Source organism: Afipia sp. 1NLS2, from assembly GCF_000178995.1.
Lineage (GTDB): Bacteria > Pseudomonadota > Alphaproteobacteria > Rhizobiales > Xanthobacteraceae > Afipia.
In genome coordinates this window covers 164,384-184,095 of sequence record NZ_ADVZ01000004.1, presented here as the reverse complement: position 1 = coordinate 184,095, position 19,712 = coordinate 164,384, and the positions used below count along the sequence as shown (strand labels likewise).

Sequence of the window (19,712 nt, the reverse complement as noted above, 5' to 3'; positions counted from 1 at the left end):
GTGCCGGAATACCAACTTTCGGCTAGGGACGGTTCAAATCCCTCGCGGGTTCTTCAAGCGGACTTCCGGCCTGAACCGTCAACTCAGTGAATGATACCCAATCCGACGATCCCGACGAAAATCAGGTAGATCGCGACGATGTAATTCAGAAGGCGCGGCATGATGAGAATGAGGATGCCCGCGATAAGCGCGACAACCGGCTGAAGGTGGGCAATTCCCGTAATCGTCATTGCATCATCTCCTGAAATTTTAGGGGTGGAATGCTCGCGAAGTGCATCGCCACGAGCGCGATAGACGATCAACGACGATTCTGAAAGCGGATCGGTTCCCTCCCTGCACAAAAAGGCCCCAATGAAGTCACGACTGGTGCAGGAACACCTGCATCGTCTGCGGATTGTCAGGCATCGGCCGCATCATGCGGCCTTCGCTTTGACAGGAGACAGACCATGCGAAAGTCAGCACTCGTTCTTGCCGTCCTTGCCGGTGCGATGGCGGTACCGGCCGCTGCGCAGGCGCAAGGCATCATCGTGCGCGACGGCGCGACGACCGGCATGGTCGTGGATGAGGGTGGTATCGCCCCCGATCTGCAACCGCGCTTCCGTGAATATGTCGTGCAGGAGAATGTGCCGAACTACACCGTGCCGGGTCAGGTAATGGTCGGCGTGACGCTGCCGGAGATGGGCGTGACCTATTACGACGTGCCGCAACAGTACGGCGCGCACCGTTACCGCTACAGCCGCGTCAACGACAACTATGTGCTTGTCGATCCGCAAACCCGCAAGGTCATTCAGGTGATCGAGTAATTAACGGACGCTCCGAAATGGTGAAGCCGTCCAGCAACCGCTGGACGGCTTTGTTAATGGGCAATCCGGAAACTCAATCCTGAATCTTCGAGAAATCCGCAACCGCGCGCGTCGCCTCGCGGATTTCGTTCAGGAGCTTGAGGCGGTTTTCGCGCACCGCCTTGTCGTCGTCGTTGACTTTCACCTTGTCGAAGAACGCATCGACCACCGGACGCAGCTTCGCCAGCGCGCCCATGGCACCCGCAAAATCTTCCTTCGCCACGGCAGTGCCTGCCTCGGCTTTCACCTGTTCGATGGCGGCTGCGAGATTCTTTTCTTCATCGAGCTTATAGAGCGAAGCCTCCGGCGCGCCGGTGAAGTTGCGCTTGTCCTTCTTCTCCTCGATGGCGAGGATGTTCGAGGCGCGCTTGGTGCCTGCCAACAGGTTCTTGCCGTCATCGGTGTCGAGGAATTTGCCGAGCGCCTCGACGCGGCGCACGACCATCAACAGATCGTCCTGACCTCCGAGCGCGAACACGGCGTCCACGAGGTCATGCCGCGCGCCTTGCTCGCGCAACTGCACCTTCAGGCGGTCGGCGAAGAAGGAGAGCAGGTCCTTGCCGTCGTGCGGCTTCGCGGCCTTTGCAAAGGTCGCCAGCAGCGGCAGACGAATCCCGTTATCAGCGATCAGCCGAATTGCACCAAGCGCCGCGCGCCTAAGTGCAAACGGGTCTTTCGATCCCGTCGGCTTTTCATCGATCGCCCAGAAGCCGGTGAGGATGTCGATCTTGTCGGCCAGCGCCACCGCGATCGCAACCGGATCGTTCGGCACGCGGTCGTTCGGACCCTGCGGCTTGTAATGATCCTCGATCGCAGCAGCGACAGAAGCGTCCTCGCCCTGCGCCAGCGCGTAGTACTTGCCCATCAGGCCCTGTACCTCGGGGAATTCCCCGACGACTTCGGTGAGCAAGTCCGCCTTGGCAAGGCGCGCGGCGCGCTTCGTCTTCTCGACATCGGCGCCGACCAATGGCGCGATTTCTGCGGCCAGCCGTTCGATGCGCGCGATGCGCTCGGCCTGCGTGCCGAGTTTTTCGTGGAACACAATGTTCTCGAACTTCGGCAGCCGGGCTTCGAGTTTCGTCTTCAGATCGGTCTCGTAGAAGAATTTCGCGTCGCTCAACCGCGCGCGGATCACGCGCTCGTTGCCCGCGACGATGGCCTTGCCGCCGTCGGTTGCCTCGATGTTGGACACCAGAATGAATTTCGGCGCGAGCTTGCCGGTTTTCGGGTCGCGCACCACGAAACATTTCTGGTTGTTGCGGATGGTGGCGCGGATCACTTCGCCGGGGATCGACAGGAAGTCCTGATCGAACGAGCCCATCAACGCGACCGGCCATTCGACAAGGCCCGCCACTTCTTCAAGCAACGCCTCGTCCTCGACCAGCTCATAGCCCTGTGCGAATGCCAGTTGCTTGGCGTCGGCAAGGATAATGTCCCTGCGGCGCTGCGGGTCGAGCACGACCTTGGCGGCTTCCAGCTTCGCGACGTAATCCTCAAAGCGGCGCACGGAAAATTCGGCGGGCGCCATGAATCTGTGGCCGCGCGTCACCTGCCCGGCTTCAATGCCGCCGACATCGAACTTCACCACGTCCGGGTCTTCGGTTTCGAGACCGAACGTCGCAATGATCGAATGCAGCGGTCGCACCCAGGTCAGTGCGCCGCGCGTAGCTGAGCCCGCGCCCCAGCGCATCTGCTTCGGCCACGGGAAGGTGCGAACGATCACCGGCAGGATTTCCGCGATGACATCGATGGCAGGACGGCCCGGCTTCTCGATCAGCGCGATATAAAAGTCGCCTTTCTTCGGGTCTTTCTGGATTTTCGCTTCGTCGAGTGACTTCAGACCGGTCGCCTTGAGGAAGCCCTGCACGGCGGCATCCGGAGCGCCGACCTTCGGTCCCTTGCGCTCTTCCTTCAGATCTGGCTGGCGTCCCGGAAGGCCGTGCACGGTGAGCGCGAGGCGGCGCGGCGTCGCGAATGCCTTCGCGCCTTCGTAGACGAGGCCCTCGGCGACGAGCTTGTCCGTCACCATGCGGCGCAGATCGTCGGCCGCCTTCGCCTGCATACGCGCGGGAATTTCTTCGGAGAACAATTCAAAAAGAAGATCGGGCATCGCTTACACTCCGCCCGCTTCGGTGGCGATCCATGCCTCGCCGCAGGCTTTCGCCAGTTCGCGCACGCGCAGGATGTAGCTCTGCCGCTCGGTCACCGAAATCACGCCGCGCGCGTCCAGCAGGTTGAAGACGTGGCTGGCCTTGATGCACTGGTCATAAGCCGGAAGCGCCATCAGATGGCGCTCCTTCTTGCCATCGGCCCAGCCGGCTTCGAGATATTTCTTGCACGCGCCTTCGGCCATCTTGAACTGCTCGAACAGCATCCCGGTGTCGGAGTGCTCGAAATTATGCCGCGAATATTCCTGCTCGGCCTGCAGGAAGACGTCGCCATAGGTCACCTTCTCGGCGCCTTCGCGGCCGTTGAAGTTGAGATCGTAGACGCGATCAACGCCCTGCACATACATCGCAAGCCGCTCGAGGCCGTAAGTCAGTTCGCCCGCGACCGGCGCGCATTCGACGCCCGCGACCTGCTGGAAGTAAGTGAACTGCGAGACTTCCATGCCGTCGCACCAGCATTCCCAGCCAAGACCCCACGCGCCGAGCGTCGGGCTTTCCCAGTCGTCCTCGACAAAACGGATATCGTGAAGCGCGGCATCGACGCCGATGGCCTTGAGCGATTTCAGGTAGAGGTCCTGAATGTCGGGCGGCGACGGCTTCAGGATGACCTGAAACTGGTAGTAATGCTGCAGCCGGTTCGGGTTCTCGCCATAGCGGCCATCCTTGGGGCGGCGCGAGGGCTGCACGTAAGCGGCATTCCAGGTCTTCGGACCGAGCGCGCGCAGCGTCGTCGCCGGATGGAAGGTGCCCGCGCCCACTTCCATGTCGTAGGGCTGCAGAATCACGCAGCCATGGTCAGCCCAATAGCGCTGCAATGTCAGGATCAGGCCCTGAAACGATTTTTCGGGGCGCATGTGCGGCGGAAGCGTTTCCATCGGATATTCTGCAATCAGTTCAAGGGCGGCAAAGCCGGGCTGGCGCGGCGGACCGTATCGGCGCGGGGGTCAGGAATCAAGGAGAGGCCGCCGAAAACGGCCCTTATCACGCCATCGAAGGCGACTCGCGCCCATCATGCCTAATGGGGGCGGTATGTGCCCGTCTGCGGGTCGCGCCGGAGCCGGACCGCGCCGTTAGAATCAGAGGCCTCCTGCTCGCGAATCTCATCGAGTTCGCGATTGACCCGGCGGCCTTCCTTCGTCGCGAGCCGCAGCAGGGCGGCCCCGCCCAATACACCCAAAGCAATCAGAACCAGCGGCGGCATGTGTCCCTCACACTCACAGTCCGTAGCGCGCCCATAATGCACGCGTCTCCAGGGCGGAAATCAGGTCGTCGGCGAAGCCCGCGCCGATCATGGCCTCGGCGCCCGGCTTCCTGCCCGCGAGAGTCGAGAGCAATCCGCTCTTGGGCGCAATCACCGGCATGCGGACACGCTCGCCGTAACGCGCACGGACCACGCTGCGCAGATCGCCGATCCCATCCGCGAGCCCGAGTTTCACCGAGCGCTCGCCGGCCCAGTACTCGCCGGAGAACAGATAGCTCGCCTCACCCTGCAGCCGCGCACCACGGCTGCGCTTCACCAGATCGATGAAGCTGTCATGAATCTCGCGCTGGATCGCCTTCAGCCGCGCAACGTCGTCCGGGCTTTCCGGCAGGAACGGATCGAGGCTGCTCTTGTGCTCGCCCGAAGTGTAGATCCTGCGCTCGATGCCGATCTTCTTGATGAGATCCTGAAAACCGAACGTGCCGCCGATGACGCCGATCGATCCGAGAATCGAGGACGAGTCGCAGAAAATCTCGTCGCCCGCGCAAGCGATCATGTAGCCGCCCGAGGCTGCGACATCTTCGACGAACGCCAGCACCGGAATTTTCTTCGTCTCCGCGAGTTGACGGATGCGCGCGTAGATTTGATGCGACTGGACCGGCGAGCCGCCCGGCGAATTGATGACCAGCGCGACCGCCTTGGCCCGCTTGGTCTCGAATGCTTTCTCGAGCAGCTTGCTGACGCCGGACAGCGACAGCCCCGGCCGCAGCGGGGTGACCGCACCGATGGTGCCGCTGAGGCGAACCACAGGGACCACCGCCCCGCGGAAATACTCCGGCAGGAAACGGGTCCAGCCGTCATTCAGCGCATTGTGATCGCGATCCTCAACTGTCATGCAACGTCCTTCGCATTAACGCCTTATTATCCGTCAAATGGCACTTAGGCGCCGTCCGGTACGCCACTTGCATTGCATACCGCGATAACGCCTCTGCCTGGGCTTCCGGCAAGGCCAGCCGAAAGGTGCTTCGATGAAAATCTATCTGATGGTGTTGATGATAAGCGCACTTTTCACGGCTATTCGCTTCACCTCTGTCCAAGATAAGCGCCCGAACTCGCTTCCGCAGTAAGCAGGACGCCTATTTTTCGCGCATCCCCAGCGCCGTTTCGCCGCAAGGCTCGGAACCGAGCGCTCCCCCTCGCAGCACATGCTCTGCCGCCGCTGTGGGGTGTCCCTGCCGATCGTTCAGAACCAGCCCTGGCAAAATCTGTAACGGACCCCGGCTTCCCTTGATCGCCCGCACCAGAACGCGGATCGCAACCGCATCCGGCTTCGGATAGACCGGGATCACCTCGACCGCGCCGAAGCCGCGTTCAAGCACATCCAGCACACGATCCAGTTCATCCGCCCGCCAGATCAGCGTGAGGCAGCCGCCCGGCTTGAGAACGCGCCGCGCGGCCTTGCTCCAGACATCGAGCGTCTCGCCCGTATCGACATGCGCCGTGCGCCTGCCTTCATCGGGCGAGGCACGATGACGATCCGCCGCATGAAACGGCGGGTTCATCATCACATGATCGGCATGGTCCGGCGGCAAGCCCATGTCCGCGAACTGCGACGCCGACGCGCCAACATCGAGCGCGATGGCCCGTGCCGCGATGCCGTTCGCCGCCGCATTGATTTGCGCAAGATCAACGAGCGCGGAATCGATATCCACCAGAGTGAGGTCTATGCCGTCGACTCGCCGCGCCAGTGCAAGACCCGCAGCCCCCGTGCCCGCCCCGAATTCGACGGCGCGCTTGCCCGCGCGTGCCGGGACGGCAGCGGCCAGCAGGATCGCATCGTGGCCCGCGCGGTGGCCCCGCCTGAACTGGCGCAGGCGAAGCCTCCCTGCAAGAAAGGCATCCTCGGTCAGATCGTCAGAGTGGACCGGATCAGTTCCCATCGCGCAATTCGTGTCCCAGGCCGGCCTCGGTCAGCAGGCGGCGCGCAGCGGCATCATCGTTTTCGTGCACCAGAATACGGCGTGGAATCGCCCCGGCCGAGCCTTCCAGAATGCTCATATTGGCATCCAGCAGGAGATGCTTGATGTTCGCCCCATCGAGCAACGCCCCCACCGCCGACACCATGACTATATCGTTCGTCCTCAATAACTCGCGCAATCCTGCTTCCTCCTCACCGCCGGCCGGGGACGCTCTTGCCGTGGGACGCGGCAGTTTCTATTGTCCGGCCAGCCAGAACCGGGAGACCCTGCGTGGCAGTTATCGTACCTTTTGAGGGCCATTCCACCCCATCGATCGACCGGCTTGTCGCGCTTGTTGCCGACGACATGGCGGGGGTCAACACGACCATTCTGTCGCGAACCGGCTCCGAAGTCACGATGATCCCGGAGGTCGCCAACCACCTGATCTCCTCGGGCGGCAAGCGGCTGCGTCCGATGCTGACGCTCGCGATGGCGCAGCTGGCGGGCTACACCGGCGACGGTCACATCAAGCTCGCTGCCGCCGTCGAATTCATGCACACCGCGACACTCCTGCACGACGATGTCGTGGACGAAAGCGAACTGCGCCGGGGCAAGCTGTCGGCGCGGATGCTGTGGGGCAACGAGGCCAGCGTTCTGGTCGGCGACTTCCTGCTCGGCCAGGCCTTCCGCATGATGGTCGAGGTCGGCTCGCTGCGCGCGCTCGACATTCTTTCTTCCGCCGCCGCCACCATCGCCGAGGGCGAGGTGATGCAGCTTGCGGCCGCGAAGAACACCGCCACCACCGAGGACGAATATCTCGCGGTGATCCGTGGCAAGACCGCCGAACTGTTCGCCGCAGCGAGCGAGGTCGGACCCGTGATCGCCAACCGGCCGAAAGCGGAGCAGACCGCGTCGCGTTCGTTTGGCATGAATCTGGGCATCGCCTTCCAGCTCATCGACGACGTGCTCGATTACGGCGGCAAGGCCGCCAAGCTCGGCAAGAACGTCGGCGACGATTTCCGCGAAGGCAAGATCACCCTGCCCGTGGTGCTGGCCTTCCGCCGTGGCAACGATGTCGAACGCGATTTCTGGATCAGGACGCTGGAGCGCGGCGAGGTGGCCGACGCCGACCTCGATCACGCCATCGGCCTGATGACAAAGCACCGCGCTCTGGACGACACCATGCAGCGCGCACAGCATTACGGCGCGATGGCCGTCGATGCACTGGCGCTGTTTCCGTCATCCCCAATGAAGAGCGCGCTCGAACAGGTCGTCGCGTTCTGCCTCGCACGGTCGAACTGATTTAGCTGATTAGCTGAGCGTTCCCGCGTGGACCCACCATTGCGGATGGGTCAGTGCGATGGCTTGCGCGGCCCGATCGGCGGAAACGGCATCGTCATACAGCGCAAAACAGGTCGCGCCCGACCCCGACATCCGCGCCAATTGCACGCCTTGCGTCTTGCGCAAGGCCGCCAGCACTTCACCGATCACCGGTTGAACCCGCAGCGCAGGCGCTTCGAGATCGTTGACGCCGCCCGAGAGCTGGATGATCCATTCCCCGGCCGATGCACCCGCCCCCGGCAGCGTCACCGCTTCGAGAATTTCATCAACACCGACACGTAACTGACCCGCACGCAGGCCGAGCGCGGTGAAGACATCCTTGGTTGCGACAGCAACGCGCGGGTTGACCATTACGCAGGACAACGGTGGCAAATCGAGCATGGTCAGATTCTCGCCGACGCCGCCCATCACGCACGCATGAGAGGCGATGCAAACCGGCACGTCCGCGCCCGCAAGACGCGCCGCCTCGAACAGGCGCGCATCGTTGAGAGCGATCCCGTTCGCTTTCGCCAGTAGCCGCAACGCCGCCGCGGCATCCGCCGAGCCCCCGCCGATTCCGGCCGCCACCGGCAAATGCTTGTCGAGCGTGAAATGACCAAGCTTCAGGCCCGGCACCCGTTCGGCCAACAACCGCGCCGCGCGGATCACCAGATTGTCGTTGGCATCGCCGCACGCAGCACTTCCCGGCCCGGTGATGGTGAGGCCAAGATCGCCCGGCTCCAGCGTCAGGCTGTCGGCGCAATCTGCGAAAGCAGCGATGCTGTCGAGATCATGGTAGCCGTCCGGGCGGCGGCCCAGAACGCGCAGCGTCAGGTTGACCTTGGCGCGCGCGATTTCGGTGAATGAGGCCATGCCCGTCTCTGGTTGATGCCCGCGCCCGCCGCCGGCTTTCACATTCGCAAATCCATACCAAGACGCAGATGGCCGGGACAAGCCCGGCCATCTATGTTCAAAATCCGATTTTGCGGCGTGCTAGCCGCCTTTATCGTCTTTCTTCTTTTCATTGGCATTCGATGCCGCCGCAGGGCCGGCCGGCAGGTCCGGCAGACCATTGGCGATCTTCGCCTCGATCTTCGGCAGTTCTTCGGCCTCCGGCTTGAGGTCGCGCGCATGCGCCCACTGATACTTCGCCTCCAGCGTCCGGCCGACGCGCCAATAAGCATCGCCGAGATGATCGTTGATGGTCGGATCTTCCGGCTTCAGATCGATGGCGCGCTCCAGTGTCTTCACCGCATTGACATAGTCGCCGATACGGAAATACGCCCAGCCGAGCGAGTCGACGATGTAGCCATCATCGGGACGCTGATCGACGGCATGACGGATCATCGCCATGCCCTCGGGCAGGTTGATGCCCTGATCGACCCACGAATAGCCGAGGTAGTTCAGCACGTGCGCCTGCTCGGGCTGCAATTCCAGCGCCTTCTTCAGATCGGCTTCCGCCTTCGGCCACTGCTTGGAGCGCTCCTCGCAGATACCGCGGAAGTAATACAGTACCCAGTTCGGCTTGGCCGCATCCGAGGCATCGATCGCCTTGGTATAGGTGCCGCTGCAATCGGCAAACTTCTTGCGCGCGCGCTCAATATTGCCGAGCGCCATCAACGCCTCGGTATCCTTCGAATCTTCCGCGGTGACCGACTTGAGGATCGTCAGTGCCTCGTCGGTGCGATCCACAGAATCGAGGTCCGTTGCCATCTGAATCTGCGCATTGCGCTTCAGCGGCGAATTTTCGGGCATGCGCTCGTAAATCCTGATCGCGAGCTGCGGCTTCTTCACCGATTCATAGAGATCGGCGAGAGACAGCAGCGCGAGCGGATGGTTCGGGTGCAAATACAGCGCAAGCTGCAGGTACACCAGCGCGAGGTCTTCGCCGCCGCGGCGCGTCAGCGACGAGCCGATGCCGTACAGCGCCTCGGCCGCGCCGGACTGCGGCGTATCGATCTGCGCCGGCAGCTTCTTGCCGGCTTTCAGATCCTTCAGCGCGTCGACGATCAGGGGATGACGCGGCACCTTCTTGTCGAAGGTTTCGAACAACTGCGCCGCCTCGGCTTCCTTCTTGTTGCGCGACATCCAGCGGCCATAGGCGTCGACGATCCGCAATGCGGTGTCATCGAGCTTGTAGGCCGCCTCGAAACGGACGCCCGCATCCTTCTGCCGGTTGGCGAGCTCGTCGATCAGGCCGGCGTGGAGATTCTTGAAGATCGGATACCATTCCGGCCCGGTGAGCTTGTCGATATTCGCAAGCGCGGCGGAGGTATTGCCCGCGCCCTGCATCGCGTAGCTCGACAGCAGCGTCGCGACGAGATCGGTGATCGGGCCGCGCACCGACTGATTGAAGTTCTGCTGCGCCGCCGAGTAGCGTTTCAGCTTGAGGGCGTGAACGCCCTCGACCAGCCGCGCCACGCGATTGGTCTTGTCGGTCGCGAGAATCTTGCCTGCGAGCTTGACGGCCTCGTCCATCTCGCCGTCGGCGACGGAGGAGATGAAAGCGCGATCCAGCAGATCGGCGTTCTTCGGATCGGACCGAAGTGCCGCACGGTAGAATGACGCGGCAACGCCCGCGTCGCGATCCGCACTGGCATGGCGGGCGGCGAGATAGCTACCTGCGGGACTGAGGCCCTGCAGATCGCGCGCGGTCGGATAAGCGGACAATCCGTTATCGATCGTGGGTGTGGTTTCGGCGAAGGCGGATGATGCAACCGGCGCGACGATCATCGCCGTCGCCATCGCGGCAGCAAGCGCCACGCGAGAAGAACGAGTTGAGAAATTCACGCGCACCGTCTCCGTCAGGATGGATTGAAAACGCAAGGCCGCCCGGGCGGCTCAGGGCAGCGCACAATGGCCCGTTTAGATGCCGTCCGCAAGGATTCGGAAAGTCCCTCGGGAACGTTCCAGCAAAGATGGCTGCATCGTGGCGGCGCCTAAAATGGCAAAACTATGCCGGCTCCACTCCTGCCTCCTGCAACCGGGGCCACTGCCGTCAGAAGTTCTTCACCAGGAGGGTCACCCCGGACACCACCAGCGTCAGGTAGACGAGGATCAGCAGGCTCTCGCTCTTCAATCTGTCGTGAAGATAATGGCCGAGTTTCACCCCGGCGAAGCAGAACGGCAGCGCCATGAGCCACCACAGCCAGATATGGGCGTTGTTGTACAATCCGCCGATGCCGAAAACGCCGAGCCGGACAATGGCCGTCAGAACCAGCAGCCCGAGAATGGTCGCGCGCAACTGGCTCTTGTCGAAGATGCGGCCCGAAAGATAGGCGACGTAAATCGGACCGCCGGTTCCGAAGGTCGCGGACAGCGCCCCTGCCAGCAGGCCGAGCGGCACCGCGACGAACTTGTTCAGCTTCCCCGTCTGCTGCTTCGCCACGAGGCGATAAAGGCCGTAAGCGGTAATGAGCACGCCAAGCGTGAGCAGTAGAATCCGTTCGGGAAGGAACACCAGCATGGTCGCGCCGCCGATCATGCCGATAATCGTGGTCGGCAGTAGCGCGATCAGTTCCCGGTAGTCCGCGTCCTTGCGGAACTTGGTCATGTTCCACAACACGAACACGGTATCGAGCAGCGCCACCAGCGGGACGAAAAACCGCAACGAGGCGATCATCGCCAGAAACGGCATCGCAATCATGCTCTGGCCGAACCCGGTGATACCGAACAACGTATAGGCGCCGAACAGGATGAAGGCGGTGAGCCCGAAGGACGTCACGTCATGCATTTCAAGCATCACCGCTGCTCACATGCCCTGATAATTCGGCCCGCCGCCGCCTTCCGGCGGCACCCAGACGATGTTTGCGTTCGGATCCTTGATGTCGCAGGTTTTGCAGTGGACGCAGTTCTGCGCGTTGATCTGAAAGCGCGGGCCGTCCGGCCCATCAAGCCATTCGTAGACTCCTGCGGGGCAATAGCGGTTCGAGGGTCCGGCGAAGACATCGTGCTCTGACGATTTCTGCAGCGCCATGTTCAGCACCTTGAGATGGACCGGCTGGTCCTCCTCGTGGTTGGTGTTGGACAGAAACACCGAGGACAGCCTGTCGAACGTCACCTGCCCGTCGGGCTTCGATGCCACGCGCGGCTTGTAGTCGCGCGCGGGATGCAGGCTCGCGGCATCGGTCTTGCCGTGGCTCAGCGTGCCGAACAGCGAGAGGCCGAGCAGCGTCTGCGTCCACATGTCGAGGCCGCCGAGCACGACGCCGAGGACGGTGCCGAACTTCGACCACAGCGGCTTGACGTTGCGCACGCGATTGAGATCGCGCCCGACCGATGACAGCCGCCAGCCGCTCTCATATTGCACAAGCTCGTCGTTCGCACGGCCCTCCGCCAGCGCATCCGTGACGTGCCGCGCGGCGATCATGCCGCTGCGCATCGCGTTGTGGACGCCCTTGATGCGCGGCACGTTGACGAAGCCTGCGGCGCAGCCGATCAGTGCCCCGCCGGCAAAGGTCAGCCGGGGCACGGACTGAAAGCCGCCCTCGGTGATCGCGCGCGCGCCATAGGACAGCCGCTTGCCGCCTTCGAGCGTCGGGCGGATCGAAGGATGGGTCTTGAAGCGCTGGAATTCCTCGAACGGCGACAGATAGGGGTCGTCGTAATTGAGATGGACGACGAAGCCGATGGCGACGAGATTCTCGCCATAGTGATAAAGAAACGAGCCCCCGCCGGTCTTGCTGTCGAGCGGCCAGCCAAACGAATGGCGCACCAGACCCGGTTGATGCTTCGCCTTGTCGATCTGCCAGACTTCCTTGAGCCCGATGCCGAACTTCGGCGGCTCGCTGCCACTGTCCAGCGCATAGCGGGCAATCAGCTGTTTGGTCAGGCTGCCGCGCGCGCCTTCCGCGAACAATGTGTACTTGCCGAGCAGCTCCATGCCGCGCGTGAACGAGGCCTTGTGCGAACCATCGCGCGCCACGCCCATGTCGCCGGTGGCAACGCCGCGCACTTCGTTATGCTCGCCATAGACGATCTCGGTCGCGGCAAACCCGGGATATATTTCCACGCCGAGCGCTTCGGCGCGCGCGCCGAGCCAGCGGCACAGGTCGCCGAGCGAACCGATGTAACAATGATGATTGTTCATCAGCGGCGGCATCAGGACATTCGGCAGCCTGATCTCGCCGTTCGCCGTCATCCAGGCGAAGCGGTCTTCGCTGACGCGCGTTTTCAGCGGACAGTCGTCTTCATCGCGCCATTCGGGAATGAGGTCGTCGAGCCCCACCGGGTCGATCACCGCGCCGGACAGGATGTGCGCGCCGACCTCGGAGCCTTTTTCGATCACCACCACGCTGAGCGCGGGCTCGATCTGCTTGAGACGGATCGCGGCGCTGAGCCCTGCGGGGCCCGCGCCGACGATGACGACATCGAACTCCATGGAGTCGCGGGGCTGCGGCTCATCGCTCATGTGGGGCTCGGCTGGTCCTGCGGGCAAGCGGGGATGGAATGTCTCTAAGAAGTGTTGTTGACGATTTTCGCAGGGAGAACAACCCTGTCGAAAATCATGGTACCTGTGCGCGCTCCAGAGTCCGTTATGTGGAACGGCAAATCGGGACTCTCATTCCCCGCCCGGACGCTTTAACATTGGCCCCATGATTTCCGAGCGCCCCCCAACCCCGCACGAGTTGCTGGCCTTCTATCTGGAAGCCGGGGTCGATTGCGCATTGGCCGAAGAGCCCTTCGACCGTCTGTCCGAGATCGAGGCGGAACCGGCACCCGCGCCACGGCGTATCGCGCCGCTGACGCCCGCGCCGGCCCTCACCGCCGCGCCGCAGACCGACCTCGCGCCTGCGCCCGATGCCGCCATCGAATCGGCCCGCGAACTCGCGCCGAAGGCCAAGACCCTTGAGGAATTACGCGGCCTCCTTGAGGCGTTCGATGGCTGCGCACTGAAGGCGACCGCGACCAAGCTGGTGTTCGGCGACGGTAACCCGCAGGCCCGCGTCATGTTCGTCGGCGAAGCACCCGGCCGCGACGAGGATCTTCAGGGCATTCCCTTCATCGGCCGTTCGGGCAAGCTGCTCGACCTGATGCTGGCCTCTATCGGACTCGACCGCACCAAGGCCTACATCGCCAACGTCATTCCATGGCGGCCGCCGGGCAACCGCGACCCCTCCCCGCACGAAACGCAGATGTGCCTGCCCTTCATCAAGCGGCAGATCGAGTTGGTCGACCCGGACATCGTGGTGTGTCTCGGCAAGCCGTCGTCGCAGGCGGTGCTCGACTTGAAAGACGGCATCATGAGGACGCGCGGCCGCTGGTTCGACTACAACACCGGCACGCGCACCATCCGCGCGATGGCGACCTTCCACCCCGCTTACCTGCTGCGTCAGCCGATCTACAAGCGGATGACGTGGAAAGACCTGCGCACGATCCAGACCGCACTCGCGGCGAGTGTGAAAACTTAAGTGCGCCTCAGGCGATCGTCCGCATCACCGCCACATCGCGGCGCGGCGGCGCGCCGAACATGCGGGAATATTCGCGGCTGAACTGCGAGGGGCTTTCATAGCCGACCCGATAGGCGGCGGTTGTCGCCGTCACCGCATCGGCGAGCATCAGCCGCCGCGCTTCCAGCAGACGCAACTGCTTCTGATATTGCAGCGGCGTCAGCGAGGTCAGGGCCTTGAAATGCTGGTGGAACGAGGACGGGCTCATCTTTGCGGCGGCGGCCAGTTCCTCAACAGAGATCGCGCGCGCAAGATCGTCACGCAGCAGATGGATCGCCCTGCTCAGACGCTCGGTGTGGCCATCGGGCGAAGCCAGCCGGCTGATGCTCGCGCCATGCGGCCCGCTCAGCAGCCAGAAATAAATCTCGCGCATCACGGATTTGGCCAGCACCGGAATCGCCGCAGGCGTATCAAGCAGATTGACGAGCCGCAGCACGCTGTCGGCAAGCGGGCCTCCGATATCGTGAACGAGCAACGCTGGACCCTCCCTCGCTGGTTTCGGCGGATCGTCGAATTCCTCGAGCACCTCGCGCAGAAGCCGCAGATCGAATTCGAGGATGAGCCCCAGATAGGGCGTCGCCTTGCTGGCGCGGGTCACGCCGCCGCGTACCGGCATCTCCACCGTCACCACCAGCGCCTGCATCTCCGCGTAGGCGATGGCGTCCTCGTCCAGCAGGCTGCGCTTGGCGCCCTGCGCGACGATGCACAGCGCGGGCTTGTAGAGAATGGGATGCGGCAGCGTCTCGGTGGACGAACGCGTCAGGATCAGACCTTCGATCGCGGTGTCGAAAAAACCGTCCTCGCGGCTCATCGCGTCGATGTGGCGGGCGATACTTTGCTTCAACGACATCTGCACGGCGGCCTCCTGACCGTACCGTCAAGATAGGCGGCCTGCTTCAATGGGGAAAGCACATTTGGAGGATCAGGCAATAAACTCGGAGCCACCGGCATTTCGCGGATGATGGGGCGGCCTTACACAGGGGCCATCGAATGACGCTTCAGGAGGCTTCCATGGCTACGGAAAACACAAATAATTCAAAGGCAAAGATCGCCCTCATCACCGGCGGCAGCCGCGGGCTCGGCCACAACACCGCCCTCAGCCTCGCCCGCAAGGGCGTGGATGTCGCCATCACCTATCACTCAAATCAGGCAGAGGCCGACGCCACCGTTGCCGCCATCAAGGCACTCGGCCGCAACGCCGCAGCACTTCAGCTCGACACCGGCGCGATCAAGACCTTCCCGGATTTCGCCGCGCGGCTGAAAACCAGCCTCAAGGACAATTGGGGCGCGGCGCAGTTCGATTACCTCGTGAACAACGCCGGCATCGGCATCAACAAGCCGTTCGCGGAAACCACCGAGGCCGATTTCGACCGGCTGATGAACATCAACCTGAAGGGTGTCTATTTCCTGACCCAGACGCTGCTGCCGCTGATCGCCGATGGCGGACGCATTATCAATCTCTCCAGCGGCCTTGCCCGCTTCAGCCTGCCCGGCTTTTCCGCCTATGGCGCGACCAAGGGCGCAATCGAAGTGCTGACGCACTACCTCGCCAAGGAACTCGGTCCGCGCCGCATTACCGCCAATACGGTTGCGCCCGGCGCCATCGAAACCGATTTCGGCGGCGGTCATGTGCGAGACAACGCCGAAGCCAACCGCCAAGTCGCGAGCGCGACGCCCCTCGGCCGCGCAGGCCTGCCCGACGATATCGGCCCGATGATCGCTGCGCTGCTGTCGGACGATAATCGCTGGATCAACGGCCAGCGCATCGAAGTCTCCGGCGGCATCTTCGTCTGATCGCGAGCGGCGGGTGCTCGGCAAAAATGCATAGGGGGTCTTCCGGGCGCTATGCCTGTTCTGTTCCGGCCGAACATGCGAGAAAATTGTTCTCCATGTCGCGCCGGAACAGCCATGACAGCGATCACTAGCGAAGCTCACGACGACCACAGGGTCCGCTCCAATGTGGCGCGGCTGGCCGTCGCCCAGGCGCTGACCGGTGCGAACACTGCCGTGATCTTCGCCACCGGCTCGATCGTCGGGGCCGCGATCGCACCCAATATGTCGCTGGCGACACTACCGCTGTCGATCTACGTGGTTGGCATGGCGGTGGGCACGCTGCCGACCGGATGGATATCGCGCACCTATGGCCGCCGCATCGCCTTTCTGATTGGCGCAGGTTTCGGCGCGCTCTGCGGTGCGCTGGCGGCGATCGCCATCATTCTGAAATCATTCCCGCTGTTCTGCATCGCCACTTTCTGCGGCGGTCTTTATGCCTCCGTTGCGCTTTCCTATCGCTTCGCGGCCGCCGACGGCGCGCGCGAAGCTTTCCGTCCAAAGGCGATCTCATGGGTGCTCGCGGGCGGCATCTTCGCGGGCGTGCTCGGCCCGCAGCTTGTGCAATGGACGATGGATTTCTGGGCACCGCATCTGTTCGCAGCGAGTTTCGTGGTGCAGGCCGTCGTCGCGCTGGTGGCAATGGCAGTGCTCTCCACCGTGCATGCGCCGCGCCCGCACGCTGCCGATCTTCATCGCGGGCGGCCGCTGTCTGCCATCATCGGCCAGCGCGACTTCATCGCCGCGGCGCTGTGCGGCACCGTCGCCTACACCATGATGAATCTGGTGATGACCTCGGCGCCACTGGCGATGCGGCTGTGCGGATTGCCGATCAGCGATTCAAACTTCGGCATTCAGTGGCACATCGTGGCGATGTACGGGCCGAGCTTCTTCACAGGCTCCCTGATCGCGCGTTTCGGCGCGCCAGTGATCGTGGCGATTGGACTCGCACTTGAGGCGACAGCGGCCGCCATCGGCATGTCAGGCATTACGCCGATGCATTTCTGGGCGATGCTGATCGTGCTCGGGCTGGGGTGGAATTTCGGCTTCATCGGTGCATCCGCGCTGGTGGTGCAGACCCACCGGCCCGAGGAACGCAACAAGGTGCAGGCGTTCAACGACTTTCTGGTGTTCGGGATGATGGCGATCGGCTCGTTCGCCTCGGGCCAACTGCTTGCCGATTTCGGCTGGACCGTTGTCAATGCAGTGGTGTTTCCGCCAGTCGCGGTGGCGCTGATCTGCCTCGCCGTTGCTCATTTCATGCGCCGCCGCACGCCTGCGCTTTAAGCAGCCCAGAAGCGATGCGCCAAAACCGACAGCCTCATGCCTTACGCGGCTGGCCGGTCCAGGTCTGTCGCGTGAGCGAGGAGACGAAATACTCAAGGCATTCTTTGGCGCGCGTGGCGTCGAAGCGCACCGCGAAGACAAGTGCCTGATCCGGAAGAAGACCGTATCTCTCTATGCTTTCGGAAGACATGGAATCGCGAGGGCTTACAGCGGCACAGGTCAGGCCGGCTTCGTTCAGCCTCGCGAAGAAATCGTTTCCATAGAGACGAACGTGATCCGCCTGCCCGTAACGGGCGACCCGCTCCTCGGCCGTATCCAGAAGAGCTTCATCGGTCGTATCGCGATCCGACAATGGCACCTGCAAAATGGCGACTCCCGTCGGCGCCAGAACCCGCGCGATCTCGGCCATCGCCTTCCTGTCATCCGGAATGTGTTCGAGCACATGCAGCGCAAGCAGAACATCCGCATAATCGCCAGGAAAAGGCAGATCGGTCAGCGACGCGACGATATCGACCACGCGTCCATCCGCTTGAGGATCGGCATCGACCGTTTTTGAGATTCCGAACAGACGGCGAAACGGAAGGGTTGCAGAGGATGGAGCCACTTCGACCAAAGCGGCACGTTCGAATGGCCGTGTTTCAGGAACCCATCTGCTGCGCAGCAAGGGGCCCATGAGTTGAAGGAAGCGATGCCTTTCGAGCGACCCGCATTGCGGACAGCCCGCGTTCGGACGGCCATCGGGACCGGGAAGAAATTTTCCCGTGAAATTGCAACAACTACAGACGCAAGCACCAGCCGGGAGCGGAGCGCCAGTCGCGCCCTCCCGCTCAGCAATGCTACGGCCAAGATCCGGCGGCCAGAGAGCGACGGAGATCCGGTCGAAACCCGAAGCCAGATAGAGAGAGGAAATGGCATCGACCGGAACGATCCTGTCTGGCCGGGAATCAATAAGCCGCAGGACGTAGTCCCAATCGATCAGGCGCTTCAAAAGCGGATCGAATCGGGTGGCGCTTTTACGGTGCATGAGTTGATTGAGATCGATGTAATTGCCCTGCTTCAATTCCTCGAAATCGAAGGGAACGAGAAACCAGTTTTTCGTGGTCTTTGAGAATTCAGCGTCGCGAAGCTGCACACCGTAGATAATGTCGATCTTCGGATCGGATTCCAGAAATGCAGCCGCCCGTTCTATCCATCGCGGCCACATCAGATTATCGTCGTCCAGAAACGCCACGAGCGGCGTATCGAGCACATCGAGCGCGAGATTCCGGGCGGCCGACGGGCCGCTGTAGGGATGTCCGGTATGGAGAATAGAAATCGCAAGACGGCCGGAAAATTCAAGGACGATATTCTCAATCCGCTCCTGACCGTCATTGACCACAATCACTTTGTCCGGCCGGCGGCTCTGCGCCGCCACCGAAGTCAGCGCCCGCCTGAGGCTTTGCGGCCGATCGCAAGTCGGAATGACCAATCCCACAGCGTCCTGCCCCGCATGGTCCGGTGTCCCGAGGCCCCCAAACAGGATCGACGCAATATCGTGCAGCGCCTGACGATTGAATCGCTCATCTGCCTGCAAATCGTGCAGCGCCTGCATGTTGGATTTCTCGACAGCCCGCGACACCGCGAGGTCGGCTTCGGCCGCAAGCATTCTCCTGACTGGCCGGAACACCTCCCGCCAAATTTTCCGCATGATCATTGCTGGGCGACTTCCCGATCAATCGAACCCCTGGCTGGGGCCAGAAGCATGATCGATTTGAGGTCAAGCGTGGGTCGGGTGACGGATTTGATTTCGGGCGCAATTTCAAATCCGCCTGAACCTTATCCGGTTTGCTTCCCGCCACAATCGAAAAACTCGCTATTCCCTTGCGCTGCAATGGGATCGTATGTCGCAGCTGCAATGGGATTGGGAGCCATCCCGCCTATCCCATCCCGAAGAACATCAGCGTCTTGCGGGTGTATTCCTCGGCGTAATCCACGATCTTGTCGGAGCCCTCGCGCGCGCCGGCCTCGTCATTCTCCGCGATCCGGCGCGCCACGAAGGCATGCAGCGTGCAGACGCGCTGCAAATCGCCGAACTGCTTGAAATGCACGTACCAGAACCGCCGGGTCTGCGCCTCGATCGGCGTGATCGCCTGGGCTGCATATTTATTGCGCGCGGTCGCCACGACCAGCGAATTGAATTCGCGGTCGGCCTCCACAAAGATGTGGCCGTCATTGGTGGCGGCGGATTTCTCGAACATCAAAGCCAACTCACGGAACCGCTTGCGCTCAGTATCGCCCGCGAACCGCGCCGCACGGCCCGCCAGCACGTTCTCGATGCCCTTGCGGACCTCGATCATCGCGAGCTGATCGACCAGATCGATCTCCGACACGAACGCACCGGAGCGCGGCACGATCTTCACCGTGCCCTCGAACGACAGCCGCTGCAGCGCCTCGCGGATCGGCGTGCGGCCGATGCCGAGCTTGGCGCTCAACGATGCCTCGGAAATGCGTGAACCGGGCGGCAGTTCGTGCGTGACGATCATCGCCTCGATCAAGCGATAGGCGATACGCGACTGCGGCTCGTCGTCGTTGTCGGAGACATCGGGAAGACTGCTGGGACGATTCATGGGCTGCATCATAAGTGCGCACGCTCACCGCTGGTGAAAAAGATCGACGGG

Annotated in this window: 19 protein-coding genes; 5 read left to right on the top strand and 14 right to left on the bottom strand. The window is 62.6% G+C overall.

What is annotated here, in order from left to right; translation table 11 throughout:
- Positions 1–83 precede the first annotated feature (83 nt).
- Positions 84–230, bottom strand: a complete 147-nt coding sequence (locus tag AFIDRAFT_RS19580) for a DUF3096 domain-containing protein (RefSeq protein WP_009340393.1) — start codon at positions 228–230, stop codon at positions 84–86.
- Positions 231–446: 216 nt separating this feature from the next.
- On the opposite strand from AFIDRAFT_RS19580, the gene AFIDRAFT_RS14995 reads away from it, so the two are divergent.
- Positions 447–803, top strand: coding sequence for a DUF1236 domain-containing protein (locus tag AFIDRAFT_RS14995; protein WP_009340392.1), 357 nt, complete (start codon positions 447–449; stop codon positions 801–803).
- 73 nt (positions 804–876) lie between these two features.
- Here the strand turns inward: AFIDRAFT_RS14995 and glyS are convergent, their stop codons facing one another.
- The 6 genes from glyS to AFIDRAFT_RS14965 all read right to left on the bottom strand — a co-directional run bounded on the left by glyS (position 877) and on the right by AFIDRAFT_RS14965 (position 6,368).
- Positions 877–2,952, bottom strand: a complete 2,076-nt coding sequence (gene glyS / locus AFIDRAFT_RS14990) for a glycine--tRNA ligase subunit beta (RefSeq protein WP_009340391.1) — start codon at positions 2,950–2,952, stop codon at positions 877–879.
- Between the two features lie 3 nt (positions 2,953–2,955).
- Positions 2,956–3,864, bottom strand: coding sequence for a glycine--tRNA ligase subunit alpha (locus tag AFIDRAFT_RS14985; RefSeq protein ID WP_197083257.1), 909 nt, complete (start codon positions 3,862–3,864; stop codon positions 2,956–2,958).
- A 161-nt stretch (positions 3,865–4,025) separates the two neighbouring features.
- Positions 4,026–4,211 (bottom strand): hypothetical protein, encoded by a 186-nt coding sequence (locus tag AFIDRAFT_RS14980; RefSeq protein ID WP_009340389.1) that lies wholly within the window; start codon positions 4,209–4,211, stop codon positions 4,026–4,028.
- 13 nt (positions 4,212–4,224) lie between these two features.
- Complete coding sequence (locus tag AFIDRAFT_RS14975) at positions 4,225–5,106, bottom strand: S49 family peptidase (RefSeq protein WP_009340388.1); 882 nt, start codon at positions 5,104–5,106, stop codon at positions 4,225–4,227.
- 241 nt (positions 5,107–5,347) lie between these two features.
- Positions 5,348–6,151 carry a tRNA1(Val) (adenine(37)-N6)-methyltransferase gene (locus AFIDRAFT_RS14970; RefSeq protein WP_009340387.1) on the bottom strand — a complete coding sequence of 268 codons (804 nt, stop codon included), beginning with the start codon at positions 6,149–6,151 and terminating at the stop codon, positions 5,348–5,350.
- On the bottom strand, positions 6,141–6,368 hold the full coding sequence (locus AFIDRAFT_RS14965; protein WP_040298501.1) for a putative signal transducing protein: 228 nt from the start codon (positions 6,366–6,368) through the stop codon (positions 6,141–6,143). The genes AFIDRAFT_RS14970 and AFIDRAFT_RS14965 overlap by 11 nt, the downstream gene beginning before the upstream one ends.
- A 92-nt stretch (positions 6,369–6,460) precedes the next feature.
- Here AFIDRAFT_RS14965 and AFIDRAFT_RS14960 point away from each other — a divergent pair, with 92 nt between their 5' ends.
- A complete protein-coding gene (locus AFIDRAFT_RS14960; RefSeq protein WP_009340385.1) occupies positions 6,461–7,471 on the top strand; it encodes a polyprenyl synthetase family protein in 1,011 nt (336 codons plus the stop codon).
- 9 nt (positions 7,472–7,480) lie between these two features.
- Here the strand turns inward: AFIDRAFT_RS14960 and AFIDRAFT_RS14955 are convergent, their stop codons facing one another.
- From AFIDRAFT_RS14955 to AFIDRAFT_RS14940, 4 genes are all read right to left on the bottom strand, one after another.
- On the bottom strand, positions 7,481–8,362 hold the full coding sequence (locus tag AFIDRAFT_RS14955) for a 4-(cytidine 5'-diphospho)-2-C-methyl-D-erythritol kinase (RefSeq protein ID WP_009340384.1): 882 nt from the start codon (positions 8,360–8,362) through the stop codon (positions 7,481–7,483).
- Between the two features lie 120 nt (positions 8,363–8,482).
- On the bottom strand, positions 8,483–10,234 hold the full coding sequence (locus AFIDRAFT_RS14950) for a tetratricopeptide repeat protein (protein WP_009340383.1): 1,752 nt from the start codon (positions 10,232–10,234) through the stop codon (positions 8,483–8,485).
- Positions 10,235–10,487: 253 nt separating this feature from the next.
- On the bottom strand, positions 10,488–11,231 hold the full coding sequence (locus AFIDRAFT_RS14945) for a sulfite exporter TauE/SafE family protein (protein ID WP_009340382.1): 744 nt from the start codon (positions 11,229–11,231) through the stop codon (positions 10,488–10,490).
- A gap of 9 nt (positions 11,232–11,240) precedes the next feature.
- The gene (locus AFIDRAFT_RS14940) at positions 11,241–12,899 is read right to left on the bottom strand and encodes an electron transfer flavoprotein-ubiquinone oxidoreductase (RefSeq protein WP_009340381.1); all 1,659 of its coding nucleotides are present in this window, start codon (positions 12,897–12,899) and stop codon (positions 11,241–11,243) included.
- Between the two features lie 184 nt (positions 12,900–13,083).
- Between AFIDRAFT_RS14940 and AFIDRAFT_RS14935 the strand changes: the two genes are divergently transcribed.
- On the top strand, positions 13,084–13,899 hold the full coding sequence (locus tag AFIDRAFT_RS14935) for a uracil-DNA glycosylase (RefSeq protein ID WP_009340380.1): 816 nt from the start codon (positions 13,084–13,086) through the stop codon (positions 13,897–13,899).
- Between the two features lie 7 nt (positions 13,900–13,906).
- Here the strand turns inward: AFIDRAFT_RS14935 and AFIDRAFT_RS14930 are convergent, their stop codons facing one another.
- Complete coding sequence (locus AFIDRAFT_RS14930; protein WP_009340378.1) at positions 13,907–14,794, bottom strand: AraC family transcriptional regulator; 888 nt, start codon at positions 14,792–14,794, stop codon at positions 13,907–13,909.
- Positions 14,795–14,949: 155 nt separating this feature from the next.
- Here AFIDRAFT_RS14930 and AFIDRAFT_RS14925 point away from each other — a divergent pair, with 155 nt between their 5' ends.
- Both AFIDRAFT_RS14925 and AFIDRAFT_RS14920 read left to right on the top strand, forming a co-directional pair.
- Positions 14,950–15,732 carry an SDR family NAD(P)-dependent oxidoreductase gene (locus AFIDRAFT_RS14925; RefSeq protein WP_009340376.1) on the top strand — a complete coding sequence of 261 codons (783 nt, stop codon included), beginning with the start codon at positions 14,950–14,952 and terminating at the stop codon, positions 15,730–15,732.
- Between the two features lie 114 nt (positions 15,733–15,846).
- A complete protein-coding gene (locus AFIDRAFT_RS14920; protein WP_009340374.1) occupies positions 15,847–17,055 on the top strand; it encodes an MFS transporter in 1,209 nt (402 codons plus the stop codon).
- A 34-nt stretch (positions 17,056–17,089) separates the two neighbouring features.
- On the opposite strand, the gene AFIDRAFT_RS19145 is transcribed toward AFIDRAFT_RS14920, so the two are convergent.
- Both AFIDRAFT_RS19145 and AFIDRAFT_RS14910 read right to left on the bottom strand, forming a co-directional pair.
- Entirely contained in the window at positions 17,090–18,700 is a 1,611-nt protein-coding gene (locus AFIDRAFT_RS19145) for a glycosyltransferase (RefSeq protein WP_050789614.1), read from the bottom strand.
- 271 nt (positions 18,701–18,971) lie between these two features.
- Complete coding sequence (locus AFIDRAFT_RS14910) at positions 18,972–19,661, bottom strand: GntR family transcriptional regulator (protein WP_245258188.1); 690 nt, start codon at positions 19,659–19,661, stop codon at positions 18,972–18,974.
- Positions 19,662–19,712 lie beyond the last annotated feature (51 nt).

Coding starts and splice junctions, on each gene's coding strand:
- AFIDRAFT_RS14980 (WP_009340389.1), bottom strand. CDS start 4,211: ATGCCGCCGCTGGTTCTGATTGCTTTGGGTGTATTGGGCGGGGCCGCC.
- AFIDRAFT_RS14935 (WP_009340380.1), top strand. CDS start 13,084: ATGATTTCCGAGCGCCCCCCAACCCCGCACGAGTTGCTGGCCTTCTAT.
- AFIDRAFT_RS19145 (WP_050789614.1), bottom strand. CDS start 18,700: ATGCTTGCGGCCGAAGCCGACCTCGCGGTGTCGCGGGCTGTCGAGAAA.
- AFIDRAFT_RS14910 (WP_245258188.1), bottom strand. CDS start 19,661: ATGAATCGTCCCAGCAGTCTTCCCGATGTCTCCGACAACGACGACGAG.
- AFIDRAFT_RS14940 (WP_009340381.1), bottom strand. CDS start 12,899: ATGAGCGATGAGCCGCAGCCCCGCGACTCCATGGAGTTCGATGTCGTC.
- AFIDRAFT_RS14925 (WP_009340376.1), top strand. CDS start 14,950: ATGGCTACGGAAAACACAAATAATTCAAAGGCAAAGATCGCCCTCATC.
- AFIDRAFT_RS14995 (WP_009340392.1), top strand. CDS start 447: ATGCGAAAGTCAGCACTCGTTCTTGCCGTCCTTGCCGGTGCGATGGCG.
- AFIDRAFT_RS14950 (WP_009340383.1), bottom strand. CDS start 10,234: ATGGCGACGGCGATGATCGTCGCGCCGGTTGCATCATCCGCCTTCGCC.
- AFIDRAFT_RS14955 (WP_009340384.1), bottom strand. CDS start 8,362: ATGGCCTCATTCACCGAAATCGCGCGCGCCAAGGTCAACCTGACGCTG.
- AFIDRAFT_RS14970 (WP_009340387.1), bottom strand. CDS start 6,151: ATGGGAACTGATCCGGTCCACTCTGACGATCTGACCGAGGATGCCTTT.
- AFIDRAFT_RS14975 (WP_009340388.1), bottom strand. CDS start 5,106: ATGACAGTTGAGGATCGCGATCACAATGCGCTGAATGACGGCTGGACC.
- AFIDRAFT_RS14945 (WP_009340382.1), bottom strand. CDS start 11,231: ATGCTTGAAATGCATGACGTGACGTCCTTCGGGCTCACCGCCTTCATC.
- AFIDRAFT_RS19580 (WP_009340393.1), bottom strand. CDS start 230: ATGACGATTACGGGAATTGCCCACCTTCAGCCGGTTGTCGCGCTTATC.
- AFIDRAFT_RS14920 (WP_009340374.1), top strand. CDS start 15,847: ATGACAGCGATCACTAGCGAAGCTCACGACGACCACAGGGTCCGCTCC.
- glyS (WP_009340391.1), bottom strand. CDS start 2,952: ATGCCCGATCTTCTTTTTGAATTGTTCTCCGAAGAAATTCCCGCGCGT.
- AFIDRAFT_RS14985 (WP_197083257.1), bottom strand. CDS start 3,864: ATGCGCCCCGAAAAATCGTTTCAGGGCCTGATCCTGACATTGCAGCGC.